10 protein-coding genes are annotated in these 15,196 nt (G+C 47.8%); 7 read left to right on the plus strand and 3 right to left on the minus strand.

The window, feature by feature from the left end; all coding sequences use genetic code 11:
- Window positions 1–1,303: 1,303 nt before the first annotated feature.
- Entirely contained in the window at window positions 1,304–1,567 is a 264-nt protein-coding gene (gene rpmA, locus HMPREF0670_RS01430; protein WP_009229379.1) for a 50S ribosomal protein L27, read from the minus strand.
- 18 nt (window positions 1,568–1,585) lie between these two features.
- Complete coding sequence (gene rplU, locus HMPREF0670_RS01435) at window positions 1,586–1,903, minus strand: 50S ribosomal protein L21 (protein WP_009229380.1); 318 nt, start codon at window positions 1,901–1,903, stop codon at window positions 1,586–1,588.
- 445 nt (window positions 1,904–2,348) lie between these two features.
- Here rplU and HMPREF0670_RS01440 point away from each other — a divergent pair, with 445 nt between their 5' ends.
- The 7 genes from HMPREF0670_RS01440 (at window position 2,349) to HMPREF0670_RS01470 (ending at window position 14,490) form a co-directional block, all read left to right on the plus strand.
- Complete coding sequence (locus HMPREF0670_RS01440; protein WP_009229381.1) at window positions 2,349–5,969, plus strand: DUF5112 domain-containing protein; 3,621 nt, start codon at window positions 2,349–2,351, stop codon at window positions 5,967–5,969.
- A 29-nt stretch (window positions 5,970–5,998) separates the two neighbouring features.
- The gene (locus tag HMPREF0670_RS01445) at window positions 5,999–6,724 is read left to right on the plus strand and encodes a DUF5932 domain-containing protein (protein ID WP_009229382.1); all 726 of its coding nucleotides are present in this window, start codon (window positions 5,999–6,001) and stop codon (window positions 6,722–6,724) included.
- Window positions 6,717–7,352 carry a hypothetical protein gene (locus HMPREF0670_RS01450; protein ID WP_009229383.1) on the plus strand — a complete coding sequence of 212 codons (636 nt, stop codon included), beginning with the start codon at window positions 6,717–6,719 and terminating at the stop codon, window positions 7,350–7,352. Before HMPREF0670_RS01445 ends, HMPREF0670_RS01450 begins: the two co-directional genes overlap by 8 nt.
- Before the next feature lie 385 nt (window positions 7,353–7,737).
- A complete protein-coding gene (gene gyrA / locus HMPREF0670_RS01455; RefSeq protein ID WP_009229384.1) occupies window positions 7,738–10,353 on the plus strand; it encodes a DNA gyrase subunit A in 2,616 nt (871 codons plus the stop codon).
- Window positions 10,354–10,536: 183 nt separating this feature from the next.
- Complete coding sequence (locus tag HMPREF0670_RS01460; RefSeq protein WP_009229385.1) at window positions 10,537–11,763, plus strand: hypothetical protein; 1,227 nt, start codon at window positions 10,537–10,539, stop codon at window positions 11,761–11,763.
- 160 nt (window positions 11,764–11,923) lie between these two features.
- Window positions 11,924–13,129: a tetratricopeptide repeat protein gene (locus HMPREF0670_RS01465; protein ID WP_009229386.1), complete on the plus strand. Its 1,206-nt coding sequence runs from the start codon at window positions 11,924–11,926 to the stop codon at window positions 13,127–13,129.
- Between the two features lie 35 nt (window positions 13,130–13,164).
- Complete coding sequence (locus tag HMPREF0670_RS01470; RefSeq protein WP_009229387.1) at window positions 13,165–14,490, plus strand: DEAD/DEAH box helicase; 1,326 nt, start codon at window positions 13,165–13,167, stop codon at window positions 14,488–14,490.
- 239 nt (window positions 14,491–14,729) lie between these two features.
- On the opposite strand, the gene HMPREF0670_RS01475 is transcribed toward HMPREF0670_RS01470, so the two are convergent.
- A complete protein-coding gene (locus HMPREF0670_RS01475; protein ID WP_009229388.1) occupies window positions 14,730–15,149 on the minus strand; it encodes a rhodanese-like domain-containing protein in 420 nt (139 codons plus the stop codon).
- Between the last annotated feature and the right edge of the window lie 47 nt (window positions 15,150–15,196).

The following is a 15,196-nucleotide window of genomic DNA, read 5'->3' on the forward strand; positions in this document are numbered from 1 at the left end:
TTACCAACTCACCAACTCACCAACTCACCAACTCACCAACTCAATAATCCATCAACTCAAAAACTTAAAATCTTGCGTTATATTTTACAATATCGCTCTAATTTCTACTCCGTTCTAGCGAAAATATAGGTCATAAAGTAGGTAAATAACTACTGTTTCTAACCTTTCACGCCTTTTGTTTTGTCCATTTTTGAGAGCAGGACCTGCATTTTGTACCATTTAGCCTTTCTAGTTTGGTCGCCGACTCGCAATTTTGCAAGCCCCAAAACCCACTTTTAGACCCTAAAATCTCACTTTTTAACGGCTATTTTGCCCTTTTGAGCCATGTTTTTAGTGGCTCAGAAGGGTTTTATCCATCTCTTTGCAGTGAATTTTTATGCGTGCTGTACCGCATTTTGCACCATTTTGTACTGCATTTTGCACCATTTTGCCTTGCGTTTAGCACCAAAACGCACTGCGTTTAGCGGCATATTGCACTGCATTTTGCTGCAAATAGCCCAAAATCTAGTGCGCATTGCGGTTTTATGCAAGGTGTATTCATTTTGTATGCATTAACATACCACCCCTTTTTGCACCAAAACTAACCTTCGCGAGAATCGAATTTTTGGGGCAAGGTGGGCGGTTGGTGAATGAAAAGGGCATTCATAATGTTAAAATTTGCACGTAAAATAAGACAAATTGAAGTTGGGAAGTTGACGGGTAGGCAAGCTATCAGGTAGACAAATTAATAAGTAGATGAATAGACAAGTTAACAAGTAAACGGGTTGAACAGTTGATAGGTGCAGCCCTCTTTTTTCGCCTTAGCTAGTTTACAAGTTTGTGAGTTAATGAGCTTACCGCTTAACAAGAGGACTAGCTGAGCAACCAATGAGTTGCCATGTGGACAAGTTGAATGGTTTACTCATTGGCAAGCAGCTAAGTTGGCCAATTGCAACCTTGTATATAGGAATGGCATTTACCCCAAACGGATTGCAAAATGGGGATGCTTGCTAAGCAAATTTGAAGTATAGTGAAACAGAATTTTGTTTGAAAAGCCACAGCAGCATCGTAAGCAAACAAAATACCTCCTTTTCCTCCGCGTAAGGAATTATTCATTCCAGGCAACGCACGTGGTGCACGCTTCTAACAACAACTTTGCAAATGCAATTCTGTTTGGCTGTAATAATGAACTGCACCGAATACTCATCGCATTTCTATAAAACAAGTTCTTGTATTTGTTCATCCCCATATAAAGCAGAAATCCCAACCATAGCAATATGGTTGGGATTCTGTTGTTTGTTTGGAATAAGTGTAATTGTTTTATTTATGCCTCAGCTTCCGGTATTACAGAAACATAGCTTTTGTCCTTGCGGCTCTTGCGAAAGTTCACAACACCGTCGATAAGTGCGAAGAGCGTATCGTCTTTACCGATGCCCACGTTCTTGCCGGGGTTGTGTTTCGTGCCACGCTGACGAACGATAATGTTACCAGCAGTAACCTTTTGTCCGCCATAAATCTTAACGCCAAGTCTTTGTGAAGCTGATTCGCGTCCGTTCTTAGAACTACCAACACCTTTTTTATGTGCCATTCTTAATTCCTCCTGCGTTTAAGCGATTACTTGTTTAACTTCTACTTGCGTGAACTGAGCGCGATGACCATTCTTCTTGCGATAGTCTTTGCGGCGTTTCATCTTGAAAACGATGACCTTGTCACCTTTTACAAGGGGGTTCACTACTTCTACTACTACTTTCGCACCTTCAACGGTGGGTGCGCCAACGGTTACTGCTCCTTCTTTGTCTACAAGCAGCACCTTGTCAAACTCAACAGTTTTGCCGGCCTCCACATCTTTAATGTGGTGAACATAGAGTTTCATACCCTGTTCTACCTTAAACTGCTGACCGTTAATTTCTACAATTGCGTACATTATAATGTTTGTAAAACGGTTTTCCGCGAGGCGTTCAGACTCGTTCCGACACTTTTTAAGCCTCCACGGACTAAAACAGGTGCAAAGTTACGAAATATATTTGGGTGTTTTATTTTATTGAGACATGGCAATAATAAATTTAACACATATTAAGGGTTAAAACGCTTTGTCGTCTATAAAGCGCATGGTTTTAAGGCGTTAAGCCATCTGTATTTTAGGCTTTATGCCCGTTAGTCTTGTGCCTTTAAGTTTTTCATTTCATTGCTTTGTAAATTCATTCGTTCATAAGTGCGTAGGGCTTAAACCCTGGAATGGCCTGCGATAAAAGCCTATAAACTTAGTTGTACAAAAACTTGGAAACGCAACTATTTTCGCCTAGCGTTGTGTTTTCCGAAAATATTTCTATATATTTGCATGCGTAACCGTAAATATATAGGCTATCAGTTTGCTTTTCCAACATCGGCGCAAGGCGCTTGTCGTCAGGCATCTTTTGGTTTGCCTGTGGGTGTTGGGCCTTTTTGCTTGTGGCGACAAGAATGTTGCCGAGGCAGACAGGCTCAACAGTATGGCCTATGCCTTTCACTATCGCAATCTTGATTCCACGGCAGCCTATGCCCAACGCGCTTTGAACGTGTCGGGAAACTATGCAGCCGGGCGAGCCGAGGCTTTGAACAATATGGCTTTCGTGCGCATATCTAAGATGGAGTTCGAAACGGCATCGAAACTGCTTAACGATGTGAAAGACATCACCGACAACCAAGTGGAACTGCTTGTGGCCGATGTGCAGCTGATGCGGCTTTGCCAAAGGCAGTCGCGCAACAAAGATTTCTATAACTATCGCGAAAGTGCATTACGCCGATTAAAGCGCATTAAGGAAGAGGCCTACAACCTTTCGCCGCGACTGCGCAAGCGAATGATATATGCCGAAACCGAACTTTATATCGTGGCGTCGGTGTATTTTTACTATATCGGCTTGCCCGATAGGGCCATTGCCGAACAAGAAAACATCAAGCCCAACGGCGATATACAGCAAGACACGGCGCAATGGTTGAGCTATATGTACAATGTGGGAGCAGGCGGACTGATAACGGCACCCACGAAGGAGGCCATATCGCAGCAAGAGTTCGACTTCTTGTTTCGCTGTTATGGGCTTGCCATACAAAGCAATTATCCTTATTGGGAGGCCAACTCGCTGCAAGCCATAAGCGAACACTTAATAGACAAGCAACAGCGGCGCCAATTGTTGCGTGATAATGCAACGGCCATTACCATACTTAACACCGACGACATGCCCGACAGTTTGCTGGCAGGCAACTTGGCACAGAGGGCGTTGGTGATGTTTTCCAGCTATGGCAACGTTTATCAAACGGCTGGTGCATACCGTACACTGGCCTCTTGCTACTGGGCACTGAAAGATTACAAGTCGGCCCTTTTCTGTTTGCAAAACGCCCTGTACCGAAACCCGGACATAAACAAAGCCCCCGACCTGGTGTCGTCTATCTGCGAACAGCTCAGTTTGGTGTATTCGGCCATGAACATGAAAATCCAAAGCGACGTTAACCGCAACGTGTACCTCGACATACAACGGCAAACCCGACAAGACAAGCAACAAGAGGCGCGAGCCGAACAGCTTGAAAATTCGTCGAAACAGCTTAACATGATGCTTGTGTATGTGGGTGTGGCCATCGTGTTGGTGGTGCTTTTGCTCTATTTTTTCAACTCCTTGCGTGCCAGGCAAGCCGCAAAATATTCGCCGGAGAAGATGCTTGAACCCCTGCGACAGTGGGAAAAGGTGAACGCACAGCACGTGGAAGAGCAGAACGACCGCTACGAAGAACTGCACGAAGAGCAGGAGATAGGTAGGCGACATGTGGTGGAGAACAAGAAGAAGAACATCGAACAGCGCGCCAAGGTGTCGTTGGTAAACTCGGTTGTGCCCTTTATCGACCGGATGCGACACGAAATTCATCGGCTGAACGCCGTGCAAGAACCCGAAAACATTAGGCAAGAACGGCTGGACTATGTGAAGGAGCTTACCGATAAGATAAAAGAATACAACGCCATTCTTACCCAATGGATACAGATGAGGCAAGGAGAACTGAGCCTGCACGTGGAAAGTGTGGCGTTGCAACCGCTCTTCGACATCGTTGGCAAAAGCCGAATGGGATTTGAACACAAGGGGATTAAGCTGGTGGTGGAGTCTACAACCGAGGTGGTGAAAGCCGACCGCACGCTTACACTCTTTATGATTAACACGCTGATAGACAATGCACGCAAGTTTACAGAAAGAAACGGCAAGGTTACGCTAAGCGCACGTGTTGCCGAGGAGGAGGGTTATGTAGACATCGTGATTGCCGATACCGGCGTGGGAATGACCGAAGAAGAACGGGCGCACTTGTTCGAACGCAAGGTGATAAACTCGTCTTCGGCCGATGTGCAGACGTCGCATGGTTTCGGATTGCTCAACTGTAAGGGCATTATCGACAAGTATAAAAAGGTAAGTAGGATATTTAGCGGCTGCTCCATTTCGGTTGAAAGCGAAAAGGGTAAGGGCAGCGTGTTCTGTTTTAGGCTGCCCAGAGTGGTGCGTATGCTTGCTGTTGTGCTGGCGCTGTGTGGGGGAATGCAGGTTCATGCCGCGACTGCAAGAGACAGTGTGCATGGCAACCGAAGTAAAATCCTAGACCGCATATCCGCTTATACCCCCGAAGGAAAGTTGCTTAAACGTGCTAACGCATACGCCGACAGTGCCTATTTTGCCAACGTTAACGGCCGATATGCCAAGACCTTGCAGTATGCCGACAGCTGTATAGGAAAACTTAATGACCTATATCGGCTGAAAGCTCCGCACGGAAAAGACCTGATGGTGGCTTATTCGAAAGCGGTGGACAAGCCAGCAGAGATACAATGGCTGAACGATAGCTTGGAAACCAATTTCAGCATCATACTCGACATACGCAACGAAAGTGCCATCGCGGCATTGGCCTTGCACGAATGGGACCTGTATCGTTATAACAACGAGGTGTACACAAAGCTTTTTAAGGCCCTTTCGGCCGACAATACGCTCGATGCTTACGTGGTGGGCATGCAGCAATCAAAGGCCAACAAAACCATCAGTATCGTTGTGCTTGTCTTGCTTTTGTTGCTTATCATCCCTGCCTATTATGTGCTGTTCTATCGCCATTACGTAGCCTATCGCATCTATGTGGAAAGGGTTGAGGATATAAATAAGGTGTTGATGAACACCGGAGAGGCACAAGCCAAACTCGACGCCATAGCCCGTATCATCAAGTCGATAGACAGGCATGGTGGCGAAACGGTGCAGTTTAAGTCGCTTAACGAGGTGGTAAGCCAGATAAGCGAGGTGTTGCAGAAGAGCGTAGAGATGGAGAAGGCGCGCGAAGAGAGCATAGAAATGGCCGAAGACGAACTGCGCCGAGTGGAGATAGAGAACGATAAACTGCACGTTAACAACAGCGTGCTGGACAATTGCCTTAGTGCACTGAAACACGAGACGATGTATTATCCCTCGCGCATTAGGCAACTGATTGAGAACGGCGGCGAAGATTTGCACGACATGAACGAGTTGGTGGACTATTATAAGGAGTTGTACATGCTGTTGAGTGCCCAGGCGATGCGCCTTGTCGACGACTTGCGCTACTCGTACAGGCCTGTACCGCTAAAACAACTGCTCGATGTCTTGCCCCACACAAGCGAAGACGGTGTAGGTGAGGGGCGGCATATCCTGGGTGACGAAGACCTCTTAGGCTACCTGTTCGGCATCCTCGCCGGCCTCTTCGAGGGCCATTCGGTTGCATTGGCAGTAAAAGACAAGGGGGCGAGATACGTGGAAATAGACCTCGAACTGCCCAGTGTGATGTACACCGACGAACAGTGTAGAGAATTGTTCACACCCACAACGCCCAACTTGCAGTTTTATCTGTGTAGGCAAATCGTACGCGACACGGGCGAGTTTACCAACGCCAGGGGCTGCGGCGTGTTTGCATCGAACATCGAAAACAAGACGCATATCGCGATAACCCTGCCCAAAACAACGCAGGCATAAACACTAAACATCAAACAACCACAAAAGACATGGACAAATTTAAAGTGATAATCGTGGAGGACGTACCCTTAGAATTGAAGGGTACGGAAGGCATATTCAGAAACGAAATACCGGAGGCTACCATCATCGGGACGGCAGATAACGAGCCGGCGTATTGGAAATTGCTGAAACAAGAGCTGCCCGACCTGGTGCTGCTAGACCTCGGTTTGGGCGGTTCTACCACCATCGGCGTAGAGATTTGCAGGCACACCAAGGAGCAATTTCCCAAGGTTAAGGTGCTTATCTTTACGGGCGAGATACTTAATGAGAAACTGTGGCTCGACGTTCTCGACGCTGGGTGTGATGGAATTATACTCAAAAGCGGCGAATTGCTTACGCGGGGCGACGTGGCCAGCGTGATGAATGGCAAGCGATTGGTGTTTAATCAGCCCATTCTCGAAAAGATTGTGGAGAAGTTCAAGCGCGTGGTGAGCAACCAGATTTTTAGGCAAGAGGCTTTCATCACTTACGAGATAGACGAGTATGACGAGCGTTTCTTGCGCCATTTGGCTTTGGGTTACACCAAAGAGCAAATAACCAACCTGCGAGGAATGCCTTTTGGCGTGAAGAGTTTGGAGAAAAGACAAAACGAATTGGTAAATAAACTCTTCCCAAATGGTAATGGCGGGATGGGCGTTAACGCCACGCGACTGGTGGTAAGAGCCATCGAACTGCATATACTTGATATAGATAACCTTGTTCCAGATAATGGGTAAGCACAAGATGGTTTGCCATCGGCGAACAGGAAAGTACATCGCACGGCTCGCACTGGCGTTAGGTGTGTTGCAATTAGTTGCCGTGCTGGGTTCGTGGATATTCAAAGCCGTGAACCCAGAACTTCCTATACGCTCGCTTTTAAGTGCAGAAGGCATCAGATGGATGGTGGGAAACTTCGGTGATAACCTTGCGGGGCGGGGCTTGGTTTGGCTCCTGCTGGGCAGTATGGCCTATGGTTCGGTGAGGTTTTGCGGCATTCTCGATGTGCCGCGCAAGCGGAAAGCCATGTCTTTTTGGGACCATTTCGGGCTGATGGTGGCCTTAGCCGAACTTTTTGTGATTGTGGTATTGATGCTTTTGCTCACAGTTTTGCCCCACGCCGTTTTGCTTGGGGTAACGGGAAACCTATATCCCAGTAGCTTTTCAAAAAGCTTTTTCCTCATGGTTTGCCTTTCGGTATGCTTTATTAGTGTGTCGTTCGGGGTGGTAAGTTCGCGTTTGCGTTCGCTCGAAGAGGTGTGCGACTGTCTTGTTGCGGGCATTGCTTACACCCTTCCGCTATGGCTTATCTATATTTTGGCCATCGAGCTGTACGCCTCTTTGCGGTTTGTTTTCGTGCTTTCGTAATGAAAGGGTAGGGCGGAAACTACGAAAGAGTAGGGCGCGAACAACGAAAGAGTAGGGCGCGAACAACCGCATTCGGGATGAAATACCTGGTCATAGCGTGCTTTTGTGATGAAAGGGTAGGGCACGAACGGCCCAATCGCCACGCCATAAGCCTTCTTACGCACTTGAAACGCCCGTGTTCATTGGCCGTTAAACGGCCTTTTTGCCCACTTTATGCCTTTAATCGAACAATGTTATAGTGCTTTTTGGCGTATTTTAGCGGTTTTTGTTTTACCGAATGAGAAAAATATCGTAACTTAGCACCTTGTAAATCGTGGAGAAAAAGGCCTTAAATCGAAAGGAAATGGCCTTAGAACGAATATTCAATAAAATCACAATAGATTAGATGGACGAAAATCAAACAATCGATCAAGACAGGATAATCAAGATCAATATCGAAGAAGAAATGAAGTCTTCGTACATTGATTATAGTATGTCGGTTATTGTTGCGCGTGCGTTACCCGATGTGCGCGACGGCTTTAAACCCGTTCACAGGCGCATTTTGTATGGAATGCTGGGCTTAGGAAACACCAGTGACAAGCCATATAAGAAATGTGCGCGCGTGGTGGGCGACGTTTTGGGTAAGTATCACCCGCACGGCGACTCCTCGGTGTACGGCGCATTGGTGCGCTTGGCACAAGATTGGAACATGCGCTACACCTTGGTAGACGGTCAAGGAAACTTCGGAAGTGTTGACGGAGACTCGGCTGCGGCCATGCGTTACACCGAATGTAGGCTCTCGAAGTTGGGCGAACGCATCATGGACGACCTTGAAAAGGACACCGTGGACATGGAAGAGAACTTCGATGCCACGCTACAAGAACCCCAAGTGATGCCTACCAAGATACCAAACCTACTCGTTAACGGTGGTAACGGTATCGCCGTGGGTATGGCTACCAACATGCCAACCCACAATTTGGCCGAAGTCTTGGACGGTTGCTGTGCTTATATCGACAATCCTGAAATTGATACAGAGGGACTGATGCTGCATATCAAGGCTCCCGATTTCCCTACGGGTGCTTATATCTATGGCTTGCAGGGCGTGAAAGACGCCTACGAAACGGGGCGCGGGCGTATCGTGCTGCGTGCTAAGGCCGAGATTGAGAGCGATGAAAGTCACGATAAGATTGTGATTAGCGAAATACCGTACGGCGTAAACAAGGCGCAACTCATCGAAAACATTGCCGACTTGGTGAAAGAAGGCCGCTTGGAGGGTATCTCCAACGCCAACGACGAGTCGGGAAGACAGGGTATGCGCATCGTGGTAGACGTGAAACGCGATGCCAACGCCAATGTGGTGCTGAACAAATTGTTTAAGATGACGCAGCTGCAAAGTTCGTTCTCGGTGAACAACATCGCGTTGGTGAAGGGTCGTCCACGCTTGCTCACGCTCAAAGAGTGCGTGAAATACTTTGTGGAGCATCGCCACGACGTTACCATTCGCCGCACCAAGTTCGACTTGAAGAAAGCGCAAGAACGCGCCCACATTCTGGAAGGACTCATCATTGCCTGCGACAACATCGACGAAGTGGTACAAATCATTCGCAATAGCAAAACTCCGTCGGAGGCACAGCGCAATTTGGAGAAACGTTTCGAGCTTGATGAGCTGCAAAGCAAAGCCATCGTAGACATGCGCTTGTCGCAACTCACGGGCTTGCGCATCGAACAATTGCACGCAGAATATCAAGAATTGGAAGAGCTTATCGCCCGATTGCAGCTTATTTTAGACGATCCCGAAGAGTGCAAGCGTGTGATGAAGGCCGAATTGGAGGAGGTTAAGGAGAAGTTTGGCGACGAAAGGCGCACCGAAATCATCCCCGACGAACACGAGTTCAATGCAGAAGACTTCTATCCCAACGACCCCGTGGTTATCACCGTTAGTCATTTGGGCTACATCAAGCGTACGCCGCTATCCGAATTTCACGAGCAAGCGCGAGGCGGTGTAGGCAGCAAAGGGGCCAACACGCGCGATAAAGACTTTACGGAATACATCTATCCGGCCACAATGCACCAAACGATGCTCTTCTTTACGAAGAAAGGACGCTGCCATTGGTTGAAGTGCTACGAAATACCCGAAGGGGATAAGACTTCAAAGGGACGCGCCATACAGAACTTGTTGAACATAGATGCCGACGATTCGGTGAACGCCTTCCTCCGCGTTAAGGGGCTCAACGATGTCGATTTCATCAAGAACCACTTCATCGTGTTCGCTACGAAGAACGGTACAGTGAAGAAAACAAGTCTTGAAGCTTACTCGCGTCCGCGCACTAACGGCGTAAACGCCATCACCATTGCCGAAGGCGACGAGGTGGTAGACGTACGCCTGACCAACGGAAAGAACCAGCTGATTATGGCAAACCGCAATGGTCGTGCTGTGTACTTCGACGAAAACACCGTTAGAACCATGGGAAGAACGGCCACAGGTGTACGCGGTATGCGTCTGGATGGCGGCGACGATGCCGTGGTTGGCATGATTGTGGTGAACAATCCAGAAACCGAAACGGTGATGGTGGTTAGCGAAACGGGCTACGGAAAACGCTCGATCGTGTCTGACTACCGACAAACCAACCGTGGCGGAAAGGGTGTGAAGACCCTCAACATCACTGATAAGACGGGCAAGTTGGTGGCAATTAAGAACGTTACCGACGATAACGACCTGATGATTATCAATAAGAGTGGTATCGCCATTAGGCTAGCTGTGGCCAATTTCCGTGTTATGGGACGTGCCACGCAAGGTGTTCGACTCATCAACCTGAGCAAGAAGAACGACGTTATTGCCAGCGTTTGCAAGGTAAAGACATCCGATAAGGAGGACGACCTGAACGAAAACGATGAGGAACATCCCAATAACGAGGCGATGAACACGGCTGAACAAGGAACGGCAAACGCCAACAACGATGCACAAATCCAAGGCAATGATGCCGACGGAGGGGCGGAAGTGGAGGCCGACGCCACAGAATAAGGCTTAGAGACGGCCGTTTGGTGCGGTTCTGTTTGTTGTTCTCATACGGCAGATACCGCGCCAACACGCCAAAAGGCTTGCCGTAAGGCAGTCTTGGCAAGGGGCTGATGGGGACTTGAAAACACTCATTGTGCCTCGCCGAAAGAGAGATAGACTATCGTTAAATCTTAAAAAATTACAGTTATGAGAAAAGTTATGATGTTCGCCCTGATGCTTGCAGCATCGTCTGTGGCGTTCGCCCAAGATGCCGTTAAGGAGGTGTTGAAGGCCAAAAACTATGCCGATGCGCAAGCGTTGGTAAAGGCCAACCTTTCTGGCATGAGCAATGCCGATAAGGCAAAGGCCTACAACAAACTTGTTGATCTTTCGTTTGAGAAGATAAACAAGGAGCAGAGCGTTATCACCGCGAACCAAATGGCCGAGCAGTTTAAGCAAGGAAAGGTTGAGGCTTACGACACACTGGGCTTTTACAACGCCCTTGCCGATGCGCTGACCAACGCCATTGAGTGCGAGAAGTACGACCAAATGCCCAACGAAAAGGGCAAAGTAAAGCCCAAGTTCCACAGCTCTAACCAAAACCGCTTGTACAACTTGCGCGTTTATTTGGTTAACGCAGGACAAGATGCTGCACAGAAAAACAACAATGCTGGCGTGTTGAAGTTCTGGGGATTGTACACTGCTACGGCCGATACGCCCCTATTTGCCGACATGTCTAACAAGCAACCCGACCAGTATGTGGGGCAGGTAGCTGGCTTTGCTGCACGTTATGCCATCCAAGACAAGGACTATGCAACTGCCGATAAGTATCTGGATGTAGCCTTGAAGTATGCGGGCGACAATAAGGACGACTATAAAGACGCGCTGGGTTTGAAGTTCTACATCGCCCAACAGCAGCTCAAAACCAAGGAAGACTCGCTGGGTTATGTCAACAAGCTGAAAGAATACTATGCCAAAGACCCCTCTAACGACATGATTATGGGTACATTGGCCAACATGTACACCAACTTGAACATGAAGGACGACATGAAGAAACTCATCGACAGTCGTTTGGCTGCCGACCCAAACAGCGTTATGGCATGGACTTTGAAGGGGCAAGCTGAGATGAATGCAAGCCAATGGGACGATGCCATCGCTTCGTTGAAGAAGGCTATTGCCTTAGACGACAAGAACGTTATCGTACTTACCTACCTCGGTTTCTGTATCAACTCTAAGGCTGCCGCCATCAATAACGACGTGCCTGCACAAAAAGTTCTCTACAAAGAGTCGATGGGCTATTTGGAGAAAGCCAAGGAATTGGACCCCAATCGCGAGAAAGCCAATTGGAGCTACCCGCTCTACCAGTGCTATTATGTTAACTATGGTGCTGCCGACCAACGCACCAAGGACCTCGAATCATTGCTTAACAAGTAATAAAAAGTAGTATGAAAAAGCACAGAACCGCGGCCTTGGGGGCTTTGGTTCTGTGCTTTGCGTTTGTTCAACTATGCCTTAATTGCTCGTTCGAGCATGAAAAAAGGTGGTGAACATTCGCTGCCGTATCACCAAGAGGCGTAAAAATAGATTTATCTGAATGAACAGATTTTACTTTATATTGTTGTTTTCGTTTATCACTTTGGCCAGTTCCGCTTCGTTGAAAAAGGACTTGGCACAGGTGAAAGCATCCCTAAAAACGGGAAAAGAGTTAGATAAGGCCGAACGCATCATGAACGATGTGCTGGCCAAACCCGACAATCGAAAAGAGATTAAGGCATGGTTACTGCTTTTCGATGTTATCAAAAAGCAATACGAACAGGGTAACGAACGATTGTATTTGCAGCAGTCGGCCGACACCGTAACCATGTACAACCTTACAAAGAAGATGTGCTTAACGCTCGAAAGCATCGACTCGGTGGAGTTGGCCAATGCCAATGGCGACGCAAGCAAGCTGAAATATCGAAAGAAACACGCCGACGAGTTTTTCACTTATAAGGCAAACTTATTCTATGGTGGCACTTATTTCATGAGCAAGAAGATGTACGACAAGGCTTATTCCTTCTTCTCGCTCTACATAGATTGTGCCAAAATGCCCATCTTTACAGGTTACGACATACTCAATACCGACAGCCAACTGCCACGCGCAGCGTTCTTTTCGGTATATTGTGGCTACAAGTTGCACAAGCCCGAATTGGCTTTGCGCTATCTTCCCTTGGCTCAAAAAGACAAGGAACGCTACGAATACCTGTTGCAATACCTTGCCGATGTGTATCAAATGCAGAACGATACCGACAAGTATATGGCCGTATTGAAAGAAGGTTTTCAGGATTATCCCACGCAAACATATTTCTACACACGTCTAATCGAGCATTATTCCAAAGACAACAACTGGTCTTCGGCCAAAGCCTATGTAGACCAAGCCATGCAAGCCATGCCCGAACATCTTTGGCTGCGTGTGGCCAAGAGCACCATTCTCCTGAACCTTGGCGACTATAATAGCTGTATTGCCCTATGCGACAGCATCATTGCCAAGCATAAAGACCTGCCCGAAGTGTACCTCAATGCTGGCTTGGCCTACTTTAACCGTGCCGTTGAAGAGGAGAAAACGGCTCGAACATCGCGCGACCTGAAAAAGAAAGTGGCGGCAAGTTATCGTGGTGCACTGCCTTATATGGAGCAGTATCGTCGCATGGCTCCAAACGATCAGAGCCGTTGGCTGTTGCCGCTTTACACCATTTACCTCAACTTGAACATGGGTAAAGAGTTTGAAGAGATGGACAACTTGATGAAGGCGGCAAAATAGAACTTACACATTCACACACTCATAAACTCATAACGATGAACCATATAGACTTGGCTAAAGCCTTTCGTAAACTAGGTGTCGAAAGCCTTAACGACATGCAAAAGGCCACAGCCACAGCCATGCAGGCTGGCAAGGGCGATGTGGTGGTGCTCTCGCCCACAGGTACGGGCAAGACACTTGCTTACCTTTTGCCCCTTGTAGAGATGATAAACCCAGAGAACGACAATGTTCAGGCCGTGGTGATTGTACCCGGACGGGAACTGGCTTTGCAGTCGCAGCAGGTGCTGGCCGCTGTGGGGGCAGTGCGTGGCATGGCTTGTTATGGCGGACGAACGGCTATGGAAGAGCATCGCGCTTTGAAACAGCAACGCCCGCAAGTGGTTTTCGCTACGCCAGGCCGTTTGAACGACCATCTTGCTAAGGGCAATATATCTGCCAACGATGTGCATCTGCTGATTATCGACGAGTTCGACAAGTGCCTAGATATGGGTTTTGAAAACGAGATGCGAACGGCATTGGCCTCACTTCCGCAGGTGCAAAGGCGAGTACTGCTGTCGGCAACCAACTCGCCGCGCATTCCCTTGTTTGTTGAGAACGCCAAACTTCAATGCGTAGACTTCGTTGGCGAGGCCGAGAAGGTTAAGCAGCGTATTGCCGTGTACGAAGTAAAGAGCGACTCGAAAGACAAGCTTGACACGCTACATCGTCTTTTGTTGGCGTTCAATGGCGAAAGCACCATTGTTTTTCTCAATCATCGCGAAAGCGTGGAGCGTACCAATGCCTTTTTGGTTGAACAAGGATTTGTAACCAGTCTTTTTCATGGCGGACTAGAACAAGATGCTCGTGAGGCCGCGCTTTATCGCTTTGCCAATGGCAGTGCCAATGTGCTTGTATGCACCGACTTGGCATCGCGTGGGCTTGACATTGACGATGTACGGCACATTGTGCATTACCATTTGCCCGAAACAGCCGATGCTTACACACATCGTATTGGGCGAACGGCTCGTTGGGATAAGCTGGGTAATGGCTACTTCATCCTTTCGGAAGGCGAACGAATACCCGAATATGTAGACAGCGAGGTGCAACCTTTCGCCCTTCCCACCGTTAATGGTAAGGCACAAATGCCGCGAATGGCCACTTTATATATAGGTAAGGGTAAGAAAGACAAGATTAGCAAAGGCGACATCTTGGGCTTTCTCTGCAAAAAAGGCCACCTTAACAACGACGACATTGGCCGCATCGACGTAAAGGAACGTTATGCCTACGTTGCTGTTAGTCGAAACAAAGTAAAGCGTTTGCTTGCTGATGTGGCTGGCGAAAAGATAAAGGGTGTTAAGACGATTGTTGAGGAAGTGAAGTAAGAGGGTTTAGGGCAACCCCATTCAGCAACAACAACCAAAGGCACGTAAAGTAAATTTAGGCTTAGAGTCAGACATGTTGACAAGTTTACCTGTTGGCGAGTGCCCAAGTTTACCTGTTAGCGAATGGCCAAGTTAGCAAGCCACTAGGGCTAGATATACAAATAAAGGATTTCTCACGGCCATGTGGCACGGAGAAATCCTTATGCGTTTATTTGAGATTGAGATACGGCGTAGGCCGCTTATCTCACCGTTTCTTTGCGCTTGCCAATCCAAGCCAAGATGCCGCCTTCAAGGTTTATCACCTTATAACCTTTGGCACTTAGCTGCTTTGCAGCTGTTGCGCTGCGCCTCCCGCTACGGCAATAAACGGCCACGGGACGATCTTTTTGCAGTTTACTTTCGGCATCGGCCAAGAAGTTAGGGCTGAAAACGTCTACCAAAACGGCTCCTTTGATATGACTTTCTGCAAACTCTTCGTGTGTGCGAACGTCTAGAACTTGTGCAGAGTCGTTCTTAATGGCTTGTTCGAAACCCTCAACGTCTACGTTGGTGTATTGGCTTTGTGCGCAAGCACCGAATATTGTACTCCAAATTGACATAAAAACAAATGCGATTTTTTTAATTCTTGATGTTTTAACTGATTGGTTCTGTTGGTTCATTATTAATACTTTTAAAAGGGTTTTGCCTTGATGCTCGCTTGCAGATG

It is taken from the genome of Prevotella sp. oral taxon 317 str. F0108 (genome assembly GCF_000162415.1).
Classification (GTDB): Bacteria; Bacteroidota; Bacteroidia; order Bacteroidales; family Bacteroidaceae; genus Prevotella; species Prevotella conceptionensis.